A 15,121-nucleotide genomic window follows, 5' to 3' on the forward strand; every position below is an offset into this window, starting at 1 on the left:
CCTCCTCGCGGAGACTCTTGACGAAGAGGAAACGACAGACGAGCGGCTTACCGAGATCGCCAAAGCGACCGTTAACGCGCGGGCCGCCTGATTCCGGGCAACGTCCTCCTGGAACGGCGGCTGCCTCCATTGCCTTGTCGCCGGGGGACAATTCGGAGTACTCCGCTCCGTTCAGAAATTGGCCGTTTAGGGATATCGGGCGGAACATTGGTAATGCGCGGACACTTCGGCGGTCTCGGGTTTCTGAACGCTTCTTCTGAAAAGTACATCCATGAAGCTCTATTTCATTGCATCCGCGGCAGCGATCGCGCTCTCGTCCTGCTCCACCGGGTCCGCCGAAATCGAGCCCATACCAGGCAGCATCACGTATGGTGGCAACGTGGCGCGTCTCACCAGGTCCCCGGCTGGTAGCGTTCTGCCGCATGAGTTTACTGATCATCTCGGGCGATGGGTCCGCGAAAGCTACATTGTCCAGCCAGATGGGACGTTGAAGCTGGTGAGACGAAGAATCGGTGAAAAGCCTGAGGTTATAGGTGGATCGGGCGGCGGCAGATTTTGATGAACCGCATCTCGTTCACCAAATGAAAAGCCCGCCTACCGGTCACGGTGGCGGGCTGTGGTTGATCAGGAAGACCGGCGCGATTAGCTCGACTTGCCTTCGTTCGTCTCCGCCGGATCGTAATTGATATCCCAGTCTTTGACTTTCTTCTCGCCGGGCGGGTTGCGATGAACGGTAGCGTCTTCAGAACCCGTTACTACTGTCGGCTTTGCGCTGTGCACACCTGAGCTTTTCCGGTCGCCCTGAGACTTGGAAAACTGCCCTTCAGCGCCTTTGCGGGGCGAGCTCATTTGTCGCTCCTCTGCTTCAACGCGCCGGACACGTTCTTGACTTGTGGATCGCTGTTGGTTCGCCGTGAGCATCCCGGTCCCTATCGGGGTCGTCCTTCGCCGGCAGATAGCCGCGCGGCTTGTTCCGTTGCGGACCCTGCCAGCGCGGGGACTGATCAGTTGTGCCGGGAGCGCCGTCCGTCGGTGAGTTCATTCCCATGTCATTTCTCCTTTTTTGGAAAAGCCAACACGGGGCGTCTCTTAAGGTTCTGCTACGGCCTAGTGGACCCTCGCCCGGAATTTCATTTTATTAAGAGATTTCTAAAATGGCGTGGAACCACGATGGCTCGCCAGTCATTTCTTTCGCACAGTCGCTCGCCCGAGGGAGGTCATCATGTCTTCTGATACCCAGCACTTGGCATACGGCTGCCGAGCAGACCCAGACGGCACATGGACCGTTTTCGACGTCATCACCGGCTACCCCGCAAGGATCGGGTGCAAGCAGCTCACTGACCTGACTGAGAAGAACGCCGCAGAACTAACAGACATGCTCAACCGGGTCCCAGAACGGGCGAGCGCAATTGATCTCGATCAGGTATAGCCGCGGTCGCAGCATTTTCTGCTGGAATGAAATCCCGCCGACCGGTGAAATGGCGGCCGTGATGGGGCGAGCCTACTTGTAGTGTCACTGGTCCCGTGATGCGGAGCGGTCTCGTGGGGTAAAGTCCTTATCCCCGCGGGTGCTAAGCATTGCGAGTAAGGCCTCGCGCTCAGGGCCGAACGGCCTTTTATCCAGAAACACATCAACAGCGAATATCGGTTCATGACCTCCCGAAGACGGGTTACCCCGGTGGAGCACGAACTCCTTTTTGGTGATATCCTCAGTGCCAAGGTATCAAAGATCGCCATTCGAGCTCGCTGCAAACTGCTTGAGATCGCTCATATCTCTATCCTTGCTCAAGAGGAATAAGTAGAGTGATCACCAGGATTTGCGATGCTGCCATTGGCTTTTAACGATCAGAAAACAAAAAAAGGCCGGGGCCAAATCGCCCAGCCACTTACTTACATGTGGAATCGCGCAGATGTATCGCCGGTGGACTGTTATGGGGGTCGGACCTACGGGCCCCGGCTCCGTCGACGCCGTCTGGGCACGCATCCGCGAGGTCCGAGGCAAAACCGGGCACTGTTTGCCACTCTTACCCATTACGGCATGTGGCTTTTGAGACATCGAGAACGCAGCTCGCGTGCCTTCCCTTGAAGTGTTCCGGAGGGAAGCCGGCCGGGATCAGCGGGGATTCGCCCGATATCCGATACGCAGCCTCCATCCATTAGTGCGGAACAGATTACGGCGGCAACGGAACGTATTTGAGCAGCGTGAAACGGTTGTCCGTCCAACCACCCGGATTGAACCAAGGGGAATCCTGAATGGACGACGCGGTCACGTAGATCGCTCCATCCGACCCTGCGCAAAGGTACCGGGCCAGCGCAGCCGAGTCCGTGAGAATTGTGTAGAGCTCGCGATCGGCTCCCAGCGACGTACCTTCGTTGTGCAGTCGGCTGAACATAAGAGATTCCTTTCCGGTTGAGGAACCTCGCTAACTTCGCGTGGTGTCGATGTTCCCCGCGAATTTAGCGTTGCCCCGGAACCTTCAGGATTATTCGAGGTTAGCGTGCTGCACTCGAGGAACTGCATCATGCGCTTTGAACCGACCGTAATCCACGGGATCTTAGACTACGTTGTCGATTTATCCGCCGGTTTCTTGCCGTTTATTCCCAAAGCCCGCGCTCTCGGCAGCGCTCAACATTGAACGGAGCACCTTCATGAAAGCCTTATGCTGGCACGGCAAGGGAGACATTCGTTGCGACAGCGTTCCCGATCCCAATATCGAGGATGGCCGTGACGCTATCATCAAGATGACCGCCTGCGCCATCTGCGGCTCGGACCTTCACCTCATGGACGGCTACATTCCGTTTATGGAAAAAGGCGACGTCCTCGGCCACGAGTTCATGGGCGAAGTCGTGGAGGTTGGTCGCGACAACGAGAAGCTGAAGGTTGGCGATCGCGTGGTCGTTCCGTTCACCATCTGCTGCGGGGAATGCCAACAGTGCCTCAAGGGGAACTGGTCGGTCTGCGAGCGAACCAACCGAAATGCGGACAACGCCACGAAAGCTTTTGGGTACCCAACGGCAGGACTGTTCGGTTATTCGCACCTCACCGGCGCCTATGCCGGTGGTCAGGCCGAATACGTTCGAGTTCCGTACGCCGACGTATCGCCGATTGTCATTCCCAATGGATTGAGTGACGAGCAGGCACTCTTCCTCGGTGACATCTTTCCGACAGGATGGATGGCTGCCGCCAACTGCGAGATCGAACCCACGGACATCATCGCCGTTTGGGGTTGCGGCCCTGTCGGGCAGTTCTGCATTAAGAGCGCCCTGATGCAGGGCGCGGCACGTGTCATCGCCATCGACAATGTTCCGGAGCGACTTGCGCTGGCGCAGGTGGCAGGAGCCGATACTATCAACTTCGAGGACATCGACGGCACGATACCCGATCATATTAAGGAGATGACAGGTGGCCACGGCGCCGACAAGTGCATCGATGCCGTCGGCGCGGAATCCCACGCCACCGCCTCCTTCGACGCGGTGATAGACAAGGTAAAGGCGGCTACCCTTCTTGGAACCGACCGACCGCATGCGCTGCGGACCGCAATCATGGCCTGCAGGCCGGGCGGCATCGTATCGGTGCCAGGCGTCTATGGCGGCTTTCTCGACAAGATCCCATTTGGCGCGGCGATGAACAAAGGGCTCACGATCCGCACCGGCCAGACGCACGTCAACCGCTACTCGCTTGATCTGCTCCGCCGCATTGAAGAGGGTGAGATCGATCCGAGCTTCATCATCACGCATCGCGCCAAACTGGAAGACGGCCCGGAACTCTACGAGATGTTCCGGGACAAGAAGGATAATTGCATCAAGGTCGTCTTGACCGCCTGATCATCAAGGAATGTTCGAGATCGCCGAGAAGCTCTACAGGAAATCTCGGTGACGCCAAGCGGCCTCCCGAAGGTATCGGGAGGTCGCCCATCCGCCTGAGAGGCAATGGCATGTTGCCTTACCGCTAGAGCGGTTCATGGCTTTTCAGAATCTGGATGAGATTCCCAAATCAGCAGGTTTGTGATTCATAGTGGATGCTGGATGGAAGCCAGCGTCCATGACACGACCCTATTCGAATGATCTACGTGAGCGTGTTGTTGCAGCAGTTGCGGCCGGCCAGCGCTGCCGAGTGGTGGCGGATCGTTTTGATATTGCCGTCTCGTCCGTGGTGAAGTGGTCGCAACGCTACCGGGCGACGGGCAGCGTGTCGCCCGGCAAGATGGGCGGCCATCGCCGGCCTATTCTGGAGCCGCATCGTGCCTTCATCGTGGAGAGGATCGAGCAGACCTCGCACCTGACGTTGCATCGCCTGAAGGACGAACTGGCCGCCCGCGGTGTTATCGTCTCTCACAATGCCATCTGGCAATTCATGCGCCGGGAAGGCCTGCGCTTCAAAAAAAACGCTGTTCGCCCTTGAGCAAGGCCGCGCCGACATTGCCCGGCGCAGAACACGCTGGAAGGCCTGGCAAGGCCGCTTCGATCCGAAACGGCTGGTGTTCATCGACGAAACCTGGATCAGGACCAACATGGCGCCCTTGCGTGACTGGGGACCGAAAGGCAAGAGACTGCGCGGCTTTGCACCGCATGGCCGCTGGCGCACCCTGACCTTCCTCGGCGCCTTGCGCTGCGATCGGCTCACCGCGCCCTGCGTCTTCGATGGCCCGATCAATGGCGAGTGCTTCCGCGCCTATGTCCACCAACAACTGATCCCGACCTCAAGCCCGGCGACATCGTCATTCTCGACAATCTCGGATCCCACAAGGCCAAGCCTATTCGCCAGGCCATCAGGGCAGCCGGCGCCAGACTATGGTTCCTGCCGAAATACTCGCCCGACCTCAATCCGACGAGCAGGCCTTCGCCAAGATCAAGCATTGGATGCGCCAGGCGCAAAAAAGAACCATCGACGACACATGGCGTCATCTCGGCCACCTCGCCGCCACCATCAACCCAGACGAATGCGCAAACTACTTCGCCAATGCAGGATACGCTTCTGTCAAAACATGAAACGCTCTAATGTCGGGTCGTTCGGGTCACGACCTCCAGCCTTGCCTCGAGGCACGCCGCCAGAAACGCCTCCCGCGCGACCGCAAGCGGAACCTGTCGCTCGACGGCTGCGTGGCATGTCTTGATCGCGCGTTCGTACTTTTCGCCGTGCTTAACGGGCCACTCGTTCTCCAGAAAGTCGGCTGCGTCATGCGGGTCCGTAAAGCTCCGCTTGAGACCGCTTTGCATCCGAACCTCGAGCGCATAGGACCAAGGGGCAGTCAAGGATTGCATGTCCTCCTCCTCCAAAGAAAACAACGTTCATCTGAGGTAGTGGCCTCGCGGAATGCGATCAAGGCACTCGATAGGATTAGGTCGAAGAGCGCCGCCCCGCTGCTCGTGCCGTCCGATGGAGAAGCAACAACTGCGGCCTCGCCGCCTGCCCTACCCGGAACCGATCCCTGCCTTCTCCGTTCCGGTCGGATTCACCCTCGTGCAGGCCGATCCCATGACCTATCTCGTCGAAATCCTCCTACCTGAAACGGGCGCCTCCGGCGATCACATTGGTTCCATTCGAAACGAGCTGACCGAGAAGTTCGGCGGTGTCACCCTTCACTTGAATGCGCCAGCAGAAGGACTCTGGCAGGACGACGGCGACGTCGAACGCGACCGGATCGTCATCGTCGAGGTCATGACGGAGACGATCGACGAGGATTGGTGGACGGCCTACCGGAAGGCGCTGGAAGACAGGTTTGAACAGGAAGAGATCGTCGTCAGGGCGATCGCCATCACGCGTCTCTAAATGGCTGGCCCAGTGTCGGGAACGACGGCCCCTCGATCGTCGATGCTGGTATACGCTCTGTCGCCCGGCATCATGCCCTTCTGGTTCCGTAGGAAAAGCGGGAGCTGGTCCGGATCGAGCTGGACCGGTCGCAAATGGTGGAACAATCGGATGACGACGTTGTTAGCGCTGCGCATAAATCATGGAGAACCTGATGAACCGCCGCAACATGCTCAAGGTGGCCGCAGCCGCCACTACCCTTCCCGCCCTCCTCGCGTCCACCTCGGTCTTCGCACAATCGACCGCCGCCATGGGCGAAGCCGAGAAGAAGCACGCCGAAGACACCAAGAAGATCGGCTCCCTCTCACTCGCGACAAGCCGCGTCGCCTTCAGCAAGGCGGACGATCCGATGGTGAAGGAATTCGCCAAGTGGGAAGTCGGCGAGCAGGAAACGATCGCCGACATCCTGAAGTCGATGGAAACCGGGGGAAAAGTCGAAGGCGCTCTCAAGCCGCCGTCCGACGACGAGGTCGAGAAGATGCTTGACGCCGAAGGCAAGGCTTCGCTCGACAAGCTGAAGGGTACCAGCGGCGCCGAGTTCGACAAGGCATACGTCTCGGCCCAACTCGATGGCCACGAGAAATTGCTGACGATCCAGGAAGACTACTTGAAGATCGGGCAGGATCGCGAGCATCTCAGCGTGACGAAGCTCGCCCGCGGCCAGATCAAGGAGCATATCGACCATCTCACCATGCTGAAGTCGAAGGTGGGCTGAAGATTCGGGTGCGAATGGTGACCCCGGATGTGCTGGCACCTCGCGCCCAGTGGCCGGGATTTGATCCCGGCCTCTCTTTAAGGAGCTCGTCTCTACGCAACTCAGAGGCCAGGACGCCTGAGTAGGCTATCTGTGGAACTACTTGACTTCGCGGCCGTCTTCTTCAACGCAAAGAGAAGGATAGGCCATGAGGTTCTATTTCCATGTGCGGTCGCAGGACGGGCACGACATTCAATCACTGGATTGGCACCCAGCAGCGAAGCCATGAAGAGCCGCTCTCGCTGGGATGCCTTGTCGTCGCATTCCGCCTTTTCGGCGAGCGTCCTGGCGAACTTTCCACTAGCAACTAGATCCTCAATCTTCCTTCCGAAGGGCGTCGGTGAAACGCACTGTGGCCAGCAGCGTGCCGGAGGCATCGCGGATTTCCAGACGTCGCGACGAGATGTCCACGCCGCTCCTTATGGCGTCGGCCATCAGTTCGCGGATCTGTTCTATTCTCTCGGTTCTCGCTGACTGCAGGTCAGGCAGCTCGGACCCTTCCAAGTCTACGATGGAGTCCGCGGCCGCTATTACGTTGAAAAAGTAGCGCGCCATAGCAGCCTCCTCTATCCGAATAACAGTCGAACCTCGTGATCTTCGCGTTGTTCCGCGCCTCCGGTTTTGGTACGGTTGAGAATGTCGAGTTCAAGAGCCGATCGTCATTCTGCTCTGCAGGCGTTCGGGCGTGCCGTAGGCGGCACCGGCGAAACCCTCCAGGGCAGCCCTATCCCGAATTCTGATGACGCCCCGGTCGGAGTAGATGAGATGCTGGCCCTCAAGGACATGAAGAGCGTTCGTCACCCCCGGCGTCTGACCGCCAGCATCACGGCGAGGAACTCGTGCGTCACGTCGATCCGGTGGCCGTCGACCCGGTCGTCGATCATGAGAATCCATCGCGCCAGACGGGCGTCGATGTGTTGGATGGCGTTCGACAGCGCGGTATAGGCGGTCTGGGTGAACAGACTGAGAGCGAAACGTTCCAGGAGTCCTCTGACCTCGACGTTCTCCATCAGAAGCTCCTGAAGGGCCTCGCGCTTTATCCGATGACCATTTCCGGACACCTGCATCATGAATTCGAAAGGCTGCCGCTCCGCATCGAGTATCGCTACGAGCGGCGTGACACCCTCCCTTCCGACAAGCCCGATTTCCGTGCGTTCGCCGGCCGCAGACACGGCGACCATTGACGCCACTCCGTCTTCGGGAAAGTAGTGGTGCGCGATAGCGGCGTCAAAACCGGCGATATGGAAGTTTCGGGGCAGATCGATGGGCTCAAGCCTTGGCGGGATCGCATTCCAAGCGTTGGCGGAAAGACCTGACAACAGGTAATTGCGGAGTGGATTGAAGCATCGCGGCTCTCCAGTGCAGCAAGCGCGGAGCGTTCCGATCGTCCGCGCCATTACAGTTGGACCGCCATCGTACTATTCGTGCGTGTGACTGTGCAACCGCAAGGAGTTCACGCCGGTGCATGTAACGAACGTCGTACCATAACAGAGCGACGCCGATCACACGGAACGCATAGCGTTTCCGGTCGTTCCCCTCTTGCCGCCCATCGCTCCGCATACTGGAAGAGGTGCTCGGGGACCGCCGCGAGGATTCGGGGTCCCGCCTCCACGAGCGGGACCTTGAGAGGGTCCGGCTGGAGGTTCCTGAAGTCCCGGCTGATCATGTAGCGGCCGAGTTCGGATATCGCGCCCGCCATTTCGACGCCGGTCGGACCTCCTCCGATGACGACACTGGTCAGTATCGCCTGCTTCCTTCCGTCGCTCTCTCCGCGTTCTCGAAGTCAAGAAGCAGCCGGTGACGGATTTGGCGCGCTTTGTGAATAGTCTTCAGACCGGGTGCGAAGTGCTGCCAGTCCGTGACCGAAATAGTTGTACTCGGACCCGGTCGCAAGCCTAAGCCTTGGAACATTCGCCATGGCCACATGTTAGGTACGCTCTTCCACAAGGAGTTTTCATGAAAATCGCCCTCGCCACCGCCCTTGCCTGTCTTACCTCCCTTTCCGGCGCCGCTGCGGACGACGGAGCGAAGCAACAGGCCACCGACTTCGCAACAAAGGCCGCCATGTCCAACTTATTCGAAATCGAAGCGGCCAAGATCGAGCTCACCAAGGGCAAGGCCAACGACGCCAAACACTTCGCGCAGGACATGCTGACAGATCACGGCAAGGCCGGCCCACTTCTGAGCGACGCTGCAAAACAAGACGGTGTCGAGCTCCCCGTTGTACTGGACAAAGAGCGAGCTGAAAAGCTGGAAGCCCTGCAAAACAGCGACGCAGCCAATCTGGACCAGGCTTACCTGTCCACCCAGGTGGCGGCGCATCAGGAGGCCGTGGCGCTCTTCGAAAGCTATTCGAAAGACGGGCCGGATGGTCAGCTCAAGCGGACCGCGGCGAAGATATTGCCGGATCTGCACATGCATCTCACGCGGGTCCAGGGACTGACTTCGAAATAGGCTCGCCCCGGCGCACGCCCGTTCCTCGACGTGCTAAGAGAACCCGAAGCAACGAAGCAAGAGTACATCGTCGAGCGATGGCTGCGGTCCGACCAGCAGGTATGACCAGACCGGACGCGTGGCGAAGACCAGCCCAACCCCAAAGGCGGCCCAGATAGTGGCCGCGCGCATGCGCAGCACGATGGGCCGCCGTTCAGACATTCCGGCGCCCCATCCCTACGAAGCCGCCCGCGACCATGGCGGCTCCCCAGAGCAGGAAGCCGATGTCCCAGTAGATCCACGAAGAACGGTCGATGGCGAATCCTTCGGAAACGACGTCTTTGAGCGGCAGGAGCTGACTGAGCGTTCGGAGGCGTCACCCTCTACTCGCACTCTCCTGCGGATGGTAGGATTCAGGCGGCTCGACGGAAACCGACCTCGCCCTAACCGCCGAGGTCAGGCCGCTGGCGCTATCGGGTAATGAGCCAAATTCTCGACATCGCGTTGCCATACTTGCTTGTCTGCTCATTTAATTAGACGAAAACTGCTCACGCAGCCTGTTCGGAGCGCATCGAATCCTTGCTGCTGGATCTTTCGAGCCTGTTCCGGACCGGCCGTCATGGCTACCATCGTCGTCGTGGCCAGAGCCTCCACAAGGGCGCCGCCATACTTTGCTCAGCGCCTGCGAGAGCGCCGCCGGCGCTCAGCTTCAGGATGACGTTGATGATCAGCCGCGCGGCGTCATAGGCCGCCTGCCGGTTAACCTCGGTAATCTGGTCGGGCACGGTAAGCTGTTCGAGAGCCTTCTTTCCGGCAAGGTTCGCAGCACCCCCACTGTGTCCATGCCGTCCAGCGTGTCGGAGCAGCTCAATCAAGGCCCCCTCGCCCGGCATCACGCTCAGAACCTCCTGTGATCACAAGGAGCTTGACGAGCTCTCGGATTACTTCCAATTCACGATGCCTTGACCTGACGACTTTAGCACGTTCCGAGCGTCTTTGCGATCCTCGGCCTTCTGCCGGAATACCACCGCCTCCGCACGCGGTCGCCCCTGCCTCCCCCACCGAAATCGAGCAGCATAAGGGAGATTCCCGCAGGTGGGCGCTGATCCGGAACATCTTGCAACTGAATCGGCCCAGTTGGAGCCTAGAAGGTGCGAGCGGCGGATGCTCCGATCACCCCTAACTGGAAGAGCGGATGTTTGTTCCTAGTCATTCCGGGATTGCATCCAACTAAAATTGGCGAATTGCCTCGACGGAAAAAGACATCGATCGCTCCTTCGCTTCCTCGACATGATCGACGTCCAACCTGGCTTGCCCCGAACGACGCGGTTCTTCCCTCGTTTCGAGGAGAGCCGGACATCGGCTCGGAACAGTTGGATGCCGTCGTCGTTATTATCCGCACGATGGAGGACAGGATGTCGAACGTTTCAAAGACAGGCACCGACGAGATCAACAATGGGACCAATCCGAATACGTTCGGGCGTTCGGTCGAGAGCCAGGCGCAGATCGAGGACGCGGCGGCGGAAGGTGCCTCCACTATCGTGGGAGAACCGCTCGGCATCTATCGACTCGAGCCGATCGCGGCACCGGACGATCCGCGTTGGGCAAACTCGCCAGGTCACGGTGTCGTGGTCGTCGCGGCAAGGACGACCGGCGACGCCCGCATCGTAGCCGCGAGCCGCGAACTCGACTTCATGGAGGTCGATGCGGCACCGGCCGACGACGTGACGACAACAAACGCTAGCGCGTTCCGTGACGACAAGCTTTACACGGTCATCGAAATCGACCGCAATCGTAGCGATGTCGCAAGGGGAGTGCTCGAGGGAACCATCGCGGTGGACACCATCCGGCCGGTGCAACCCGATTGATCGAGCTTGCGAGACGTTCTCGGCGCTCGGCGGAGAAGAAAGCGAACGAAGACGAACGCTACAAGAGAATCAGCGGGCGCTCGCACGAAATCTGGCAGCAGGAGGGTCGCCCGGACGGTCGTGATCGGAACAACTGGTCGGCAGCGCGAAGAGTTCGAGCGACGGCCTCCTGCCATCCTCGGCTCCGAGCAGGTCGAGGGGGGCCGTCTCGAGCAAGATCAGTCCTCGTCGTAGACGACGAGTGTCGTCGCTGGAACAGGGACCAGGCGGGAACGTTTCTCCGGCAGCCAGGAGGCAATTATGACAAGATATCTCGATACCCCGCGCTCCGGCGACATGCCACCGGCGCCGGATTTTCCTACTCGAATTCGAACCAATCCACGGGTGAAGGCGATCCTGTGGTCGCTCGTTGTCGGCATAGCCGGCGAAGATCAAACGGCCGCTCCCTCGATCTGTTCGTAGGTACACTGCGACGGCTTCTTGTCGGTCCGCCAGCGCATAACCTTCGTGCCGTGGCGGAACCGGCGGCCGGTCACATGGTCGAACCGAACCTCAACGACCAGTTCAGGCTTCAAAGGCTCCCACTCCCCGCTTCGTTCGGTACTCCATCGGCTAGGACCGCCAGGCGCTTTCCCGGTGAACCCCGGAGCGTGCCGTAGCGCTTCGAGCTTTCTCGTGAGTTCGGCGCGATCGGCGTCGGCGATGGTCGAGGTGAAACCGACGTCGTCGAGTTCCCCGTCGTCGTTGCATAGACCCAGCAGGAGGGAACCGACCTCCTTCGATCTGCTTTCATAGCGAAAGCCGCCAACGACGCAGTCGGCGGTGCGGAGACGCTTGACCTTGATCATGGCGCGGGCACCAACTTCATAGGCCCCGTCAAGACGCTTGCAAACGACACCGTAGGTCCCGCCGTTGCCTGCCTGCGACAGCCACTTTTGGGCCTTCTTGAAGTCTGTGGTGAAGGGTGACAGTACGAGTTCCTTCGTTTTCACGAACGGCGTCATTAGGGTTTCCAGGACGGCTCGTCGCGTTTTCAACGGTTCGTCCAATTGCGAGACCCCGTCCGGCGTGAAGAGGATGTCGAACAGGACAAGTCTGGCCGGCGTCGAGGCGGACAGCTTGCGTATCCGGCTCTCGGCCGGATGCAGCCGCATCTGCATCGCTTCGAACGACAGCTTCCCGCCGAGTTCGATAACAAGTTCTCCGTCGACGACGAACCTCTCGATCGGCACGCCCCTCAGCAACGACAGGATCTCCGGAAAGTAGCGCCCGAGCGGCTTACCGGACTTGGCCCGGATATCAACCGCGCCGCCCTCCTTGAACGCTAGGCACCGAAATCCATCCCACTTCGGTTCGTACTGCCAGCCCTCCTCCGCCGGGAGTCCATCTGCCGATCTTGCCTCCATCGGCTCGATCTCGAGCGGAAGTCCGAATTCCTGAGCGCCGGCACACTTCGCCATGGAGCTCCCCTATGCCGCTGAAAGTTTCGAGGACTTGGCAAGCAGCTCGATGGCCTTTTCGAGCGAACGCTCGCCGTCGCAATAGTCCTTCCAAGCGTCCGTCTTTCCGAGAAGAGCAGGTACCGTCCGGACGGTAAATCGCTTTGGATCAAGGCTGGACTTCACCTACGCCCAGGTGAGAGGCATCGACACCGTCGCACCCGGACGTGCGCGCGGTGATAGCGGAGCGACGGCCGTGGCCATCCTGTCGTTACGCAGATAGTCCAGAAAGATGCGGCCGTTGCGCAGCTTCTTGGCCATGTTGACGAGATACCGGTCGGGTGCGTCCTTGGACATCTGCAGGCAGACGTCGTGGGCGAAGGATTTCGCGACCGGCCACGTCATCTTGCCTTTTTTGCCGATCGCCAGGGGTGTGACGACGTGCAGTCCTTTGCCGCCTGTCGTCTTGCAGAAACTGACGAGCCCCAACGCATCCAGACGTTCGCGCATCTCCTTAGCGGCGTCCACGACCGCAGAAAACGCGACGTCGGGTTTGGGATCGAGGTCGAACACCAAGCGGCCTGGAACTTCCGGCTGGCCCGGTTCGCAGTTCCACGGATGGAGCTCGAGACCTGAAACCTGGGCGACCGCCGCCAGTCCCTCGATGCGATCGCCGAAGACCTCCACAAGCTCCAAAAGGTTTGAGGTCCCGAGCCCGGCGTGGCGCTGGAAGAACTGCTCGCCGCCCAAACCATCGGGTGCGCGGATGAGGGAGCACGGTCTGCCTTTGAGATGTTCAAGCATCCAGCGGCCGACGGCTTCGAAGTAGGTTGCGAGGTCGAGCTTCGTCACCGGCTCCCCGTCGCCTGCGTGGGGCCAAAGCGTCTTGTCGGGATGAGAAATGAGAACGCCCATGATGTTGGCCTTCCCCGACGACTTTCGACGGCTCGCCTTCGGAACCTCGCGTATCGGAGGTCTTCCCTTCCGACAGCGCTGCCTGAAGCGCAGCGAAGTCCGGGGCACCGTGCTCGTCGAGAGCTATAGGGACGATACCGGGCTATCCGAACCTCGCATCTATTTAAGTTGGCAGGCACAAAAAGGTAAGCCCTTGCTCGCCACAGCGACCAAGGGAAACCTGGGGAGCATCATGGATGCGCTGAGGAAATCGATCGAGGTCGACGCCGGGGTTGGGAAGCGAGGGGGTGAAGATGCCTTTCGGCCTCTGGCAGACCTGCTGAATCGCCGTTCCGGGCATGTGTAATGACTACGAACAACACATCCTCTGGGCCGAATACTGCAAGATGATGCAGGAGCTTGCGCTGCGCATCCCTGCTAACCAAGTGGAACTCGATCTCCCGCAAGCCGACGACATCAAGATCGGAGACACCGCGCCGGTGATGAGGGAATACGGCGACGAGGTAGAGCTGTTCCCAGCCAAGTTCGGGTTCCCACCGCTCGAGGGCCGCAAAGGCGGTCCCGTCTTCAACTTTGTAGCGACGGCAGGAATTTTGCCGACAGCAAGCGATGTCTGATCCCCGCCAGCGCATTCTTCGAGTTCACGGGCACAAAGTATCCAAACGCCAAAGACCGCTTCGCACTGAAGGATGCGCCAATGATGGCGATCGCCGGGCTGTGGCGGGAGGGCTAGGGCAACCAGCCCGCGTCGATGACCATGCTCACGACGAAGCCAGGACCGGACGTCGAACCGATCCACGATCGCCAGGTCGTTGTCCTGCGGCCTGATGAATGGCAGCACTGGATCAAGCTGACGAAGCCGCAGGAGGAGCTATTGCGGCCCTTGCCTGCAGGGAGCCTGGCGGTCGAACAGGTGCGGCATGGAAGCGACTAATTCGAGAGTCTTTTTCGGCTCCTCGACAGTCGCTTGACGAAAGCCCAGGCCAGTCGGAATCCGCCTCCTTAAAAAATCTCGCGGCAGCCAAACCGGGAGATCGCCATGAAACACATCCCCATCGCCCCATCGGTCGCTTCATAGCGGGAGCAACCGGATCGATGGAATGCAGGGCACAGGGAGTTCATGAGTCCAACCCTTTCAGCGCGGTGCTATCCGGAAGGAAGGTCGTCATATCAGATGAGGCCGTTTGAGCTACAAGCCTGCGCCGGATCTTCATTTTGCTTGGTGAGGCGAGCGGAACTGACGGAACCTTTGTGAGAGACGCGATGGCTGCAGTTGTCATGTCAACCGCGACGAAATCGGCATTCAGATCCTTTCCTTGATCGGGTCGGGAGCCACTGGTATCCGCTTCGTCCTGTATCCGCGTCCAAAAAACGATGCCGACCCTGATTGTGTTATCCGCGCGTTTGAGCCGGCGCACCAGGAACCTCGCATGTCTGACTGAATTCTGATTGAGAAAACACACCACGATGGTGTCAAGGTTCCCGGTCAGAAGCTTTCGAATGTCGGCAGGCTTGATTCCCTGAAAGCTTGCTGCGTTCGCGGTGGCGCCTTCCACCCGCAATACCTGGGCCAGCATCGCGGCCGAAACATCATCAATCTCGCCTCGTCCACCCACGCAGAGGACATTCATGCCTTGGCCGTCGGGGATGTCCTGTCTGTCTGCCGCCTGCTTCCCTTGGTCCTTAGAAGGATCCTCGATCTCGTCGTCGTCACTCTCCTGGGCCGCAACATCCTCCAGACTGGACACCAGCGACATCCCACTTGCCGCGACGCGCAAGCGCTGCTCATCACTCATGACGCCGCGAGCCCGGTCTCGCTCAGCCAGTATCAAGGCAGGCACCGCAACGGCGTCGTAGTAATCCACCAGATACTCTTCATCGAGAATCTCCTCCGCTTGATCTG

General features: G+C 59.6%; 17 protein-coding genes and 6 pseudogenes. 11 read left to right on the forward strand and 12 right to left on the reverse strand.

Annotation, left to right across the window (positions count from 1 at the left end):
* Nucleotides 1–642: 642 nt before the first annotated feature.
* Complete coding sequence (locus ACPYOI_RS29975) at nt 643–849, reverse strand: hypothetical protein (protein WP_481423744.1); 207 nt, start codon at nt 847–849, stop codon at nt 643–645.
* A pseudogene (locus tag ACPYOI_RS29980) lies at nt 846–1,048 on the reverse strand (hypothetical protein). Before ACPYOI_RS29980 ends, ACPYOI_RS29975 begins: the two are co-directional and overlap by 4 nt.
* Nucleotides 1,049–1,222: 174 nt before the next feature.
* On the opposite strand from ACPYOI_RS29980, the gene ACPYOI_RS29985 reads away from it, so the two are divergent.
* Nucleotides 1,223–1,429 (forward strand): hypothetical protein, encoded by a 207-nt coding sequence (locus ACPYOI_RS29985; protein ID WP_481423745.1) that lies wholly within the window; start codon nt 1,223–1,225, stop codon nt 1,427–1,429.
* 742 nt (nt 1,430–2,171) lie between these two features.
* Here the strand turns inward: ACPYOI_RS29985 and ACPYOI_RS29990 are convergent.
* Nucleotides 2,172–2,393, reverse strand: coding sequence for a hypothetical protein (locus ACPYOI_RS29990; protein ID WP_481423746.1), 222 nt, complete (start codon nt 2,391–2,393; stop codon nt 2,172–2,174).
* 256 nt (nt 2,394–2,649) lie between these two features.
* Between ACPYOI_RS29990 and ACPYOI_RS29995 the strand changes: the two genes are divergently transcribed.
* Both ACPYOI_RS29995 and ACPYOI_RS30000 read left to right on the forward strand, forming a co-directional pair.
* Nucleotides 2,650–3,825 carry a zinc-dependent alcohol dehydrogenase gene (locus tag ACPYOI_RS29995; protein ID WP_481423747.1) on the forward strand — a complete coding sequence of 392 codons (1,176 nt, stop codon included), beginning with the start codon at nt 2,650–2,652 and terminating at the stop codon, nt 3,823–3,825.
* 217 nt (nt 3,826–4,042) lie between these two features.
* Nucleotides 4,043–4,989: pseudogene (locus ACPYOI_RS30000) on the forward strand (IS630 family transposase).
* A 6-nt stretch (nt 4,990–4,995) separates the two neighbouring features.
* Here the strand turns inward: ACPYOI_RS30000 and ACPYOI_RS30005 are convergent.
* Complete coding sequence (locus tag ACPYOI_RS30005) at nt 4,996–5,262, reverse strand: DUF982 domain-containing protein (RefSeq protein WP_481423748.1); 267 nt, start codon at nt 5,260–5,262, stop codon at nt 4,996–4,998.
* 115 nt (nt 5,263–5,377) lie between these two features.
* Between ACPYOI_RS30005 and ACPYOI_RS30010 the strand changes: the two genes are divergently transcribed.
* The gene (locus ACPYOI_RS30010; protein ID WP_481423749.1) at nt 5,378–5,770 is read left to right on the forward strand and encodes a hypothetical protein; all 393 of its coding nucleotides are present in this window, start codon (nt 5,378–5,380) and stop codon (nt 5,768–5,770) included.
* A gap of 193 nt (nt 5,771–5,963) precedes the next feature.
* Nucleotides 5,964–6,524 carry a DUF4142 domain-containing protein gene (locus tag ACPYOI_RS30015; RefSeq protein ID WP_481423750.1) on the forward strand — a complete coding sequence of 187 codons (561 nt, stop codon included), beginning with the start codon at nt 5,964–5,966 and terminating at the stop codon, nt 6,522–6,524.
* A gap of 354 nt (nt 6,525–6,878) precedes the next feature.
* On the opposite strand, the gene ACPYOI_RS30020 is transcribed toward ACPYOI_RS30015, so the two are convergent.
* From ACPYOI_RS30020 to ACPYOI_RS30035, 4 genes are all read right to left on the reverse strand, one after another.
* A complete protein-coding gene (locus ACPYOI_RS30020; protein WP_481423751.1) occupies nt 6,879–7,118 on the reverse strand; it encodes a DUF6894 family protein in 240 nt (79 codons plus the stop codon).
* Between the two features lie 90 nt (nt 7,119–7,208).
* On the reverse strand, nt 7,209–7,364 hold the full coding sequence (locus ACPYOI_RS30025; protein ID WP_481423752.1) for a hypothetical protein: 156 nt from the start codon (nt 7,362–7,364) through the stop codon (nt 7,209–7,211).
* On the reverse strand, nt 7,361–7,882 hold the full coding sequence (locus tag ACPYOI_RS30030) for a Crp/Fnr family transcriptional regulator (protein ID WP_481423753.1): 522 nt from the start codon (nt 7,880–7,882) through the stop codon (nt 7,361–7,363). Before ACPYOI_RS30030 ends, ACPYOI_RS30025 begins: the two co-directional genes overlap by 4 nt.
* Before the next feature lie 134 nt (nt 7,883–8,016).
* Nucleotides 8,017–8,307 carry an FAD-dependent oxidoreductase gene (locus ACPYOI_RS30035; protein WP_481423759.1) on the reverse strand — a complete coding sequence of 97 codons (291 nt, stop codon included), beginning with the start codon at nt 8,305–8,307 and terminating at the stop codon, nt 8,017–8,019.
* Nucleotides 8,308–8,519: 212 nt separating this feature from the next.
* On the opposite strand from ACPYOI_RS30035, the gene ACPYOI_RS30040 reads away from it, so the two are divergent.
* Nucleotides 8,520–9,017, forward strand: a complete 498-nt coding sequence (locus ACPYOI_RS30040; protein WP_481423754.1) for a DUF4142 domain-containing protein — start codon at nt 8,520–8,522, stop codon at nt 9,015–9,017.
* 602 nt (nt 9,018–9,619) lie between these two features.
* Here ACPYOI_RS30040 and ACPYOI_RS30045 read toward each other — a convergent pair.
* The gene (locus ACPYOI_RS30045; protein ID WP_481423755.1) at nt 9,620–9,892 is read right to left on the reverse strand and encodes a hypothetical protein; all 273 of its coding nucleotides are present in this window, start codon (nt 9,890–9,892) and stop codon (nt 9,620–9,622) included.
* A 519-nt stretch (nt 9,893–10,411) separates the two neighbouring features.
* Here ACPYOI_RS30045 and ACPYOI_RS30050 point away from each other — a divergent pair.
* The 3 genes and pseudogenes from ACPYOI_RS30050 (at nt 10,412) to ACPYOI_RS30060 (ending at nt 11,326) form a co-directional block, all read left to right on the forward strand.
* On the forward strand, nt 10,412–10,864 hold the full coding sequence (locus ACPYOI_RS30050) for a hypothetical protein (protein WP_481423756.1): 453 nt from the start codon (nt 10,412–10,414) through the stop codon (nt 10,862–10,864).
* Nucleotides 10,861–11,004, forward strand: a pseudogene (locus tag ACPYOI_RS30055) (DUF2934 domain-containing protein); the annotation flags it as partial. The gene ACPYOI_RS30050 and the pseudogene ACPYOI_RS30055, both read left to right, overlap by 4 nt.
* A 160-nt stretch (nt 11,005–11,164) precedes the next feature.
* Nucleotides 11,165–11,326: a hypothetical protein gene (locus tag ACPYOI_RS30060; protein WP_481423757.1), complete on the forward strand. Its 162-nt coding sequence runs from the start codon at nt 11,165–11,167 to the stop codon at nt 11,324–11,326.
* On the opposite strand, the gene ACPYOI_RS30065 is transcribed toward ACPYOI_RS30060, so the two are convergent.
* A complete protein-coding gene (locus tag ACPYOI_RS30065; protein WP_481423758.1) occupies nt 11,296–12,324 on the reverse strand; it encodes an ATP-dependent DNA ligase in 1,029 nt (342 codons plus the stop codon). The genes ACPYOI_RS30060 and ACPYOI_RS30065 overlap by 31 nt on opposite strands.
* A 9-nt stretch (nt 12,325–12,333) precedes the next feature.
* A pseudogene (ligD, locus tag ACPYOI_RS30070) lies at nt 12,334–13,260 on the reverse strand (non-homologous end-joining DNA ligase); the annotation flags it as partial.
* Here ligD and ACPYOI_RS30075 point away from each other — a divergent pair.
* Both ACPYOI_RS30075 and ACPYOI_RS30080 read left to right on the forward strand, forming a co-directional pair.
* Nucleotides 13,205–13,564, forward strand: a complete 360-nt coding sequence (locus ACPYOI_RS30075; RefSeq protein ID WP_481423760.1) for a hypothetical protein — start codon at nt 13,205–13,207, stop codon at nt 13,562–13,564. The pseudogene ligD and the gene ACPYOI_RS30075 overlap by 56 nt on opposite strands.
* Nucleotides 13,557–14,152: pseudogene (locus ACPYOI_RS30080) on the forward strand (SOS response-associated peptidase family protein). Before ACPYOI_RS30075 ends, ACPYOI_RS30080 begins: the two are co-directional and overlap by 8 nt.
* A 184-nt stretch (nt 14,153–14,336) precedes the next feature.
* On the opposite strand, the pseudogene ACPYOI_RS30085 reads toward ACPYOI_RS30080, so the two are convergent.
* Nucleotides 14,337–15,121 (reverse strand): annotated as a pseudogene (locus tag ACPYOI_RS30085) (AI-2E family transporter); the annotation flags it as partial.

This window comes from Rhizobium sp. SVR5-2C (genome assembly GCF_056755115.1).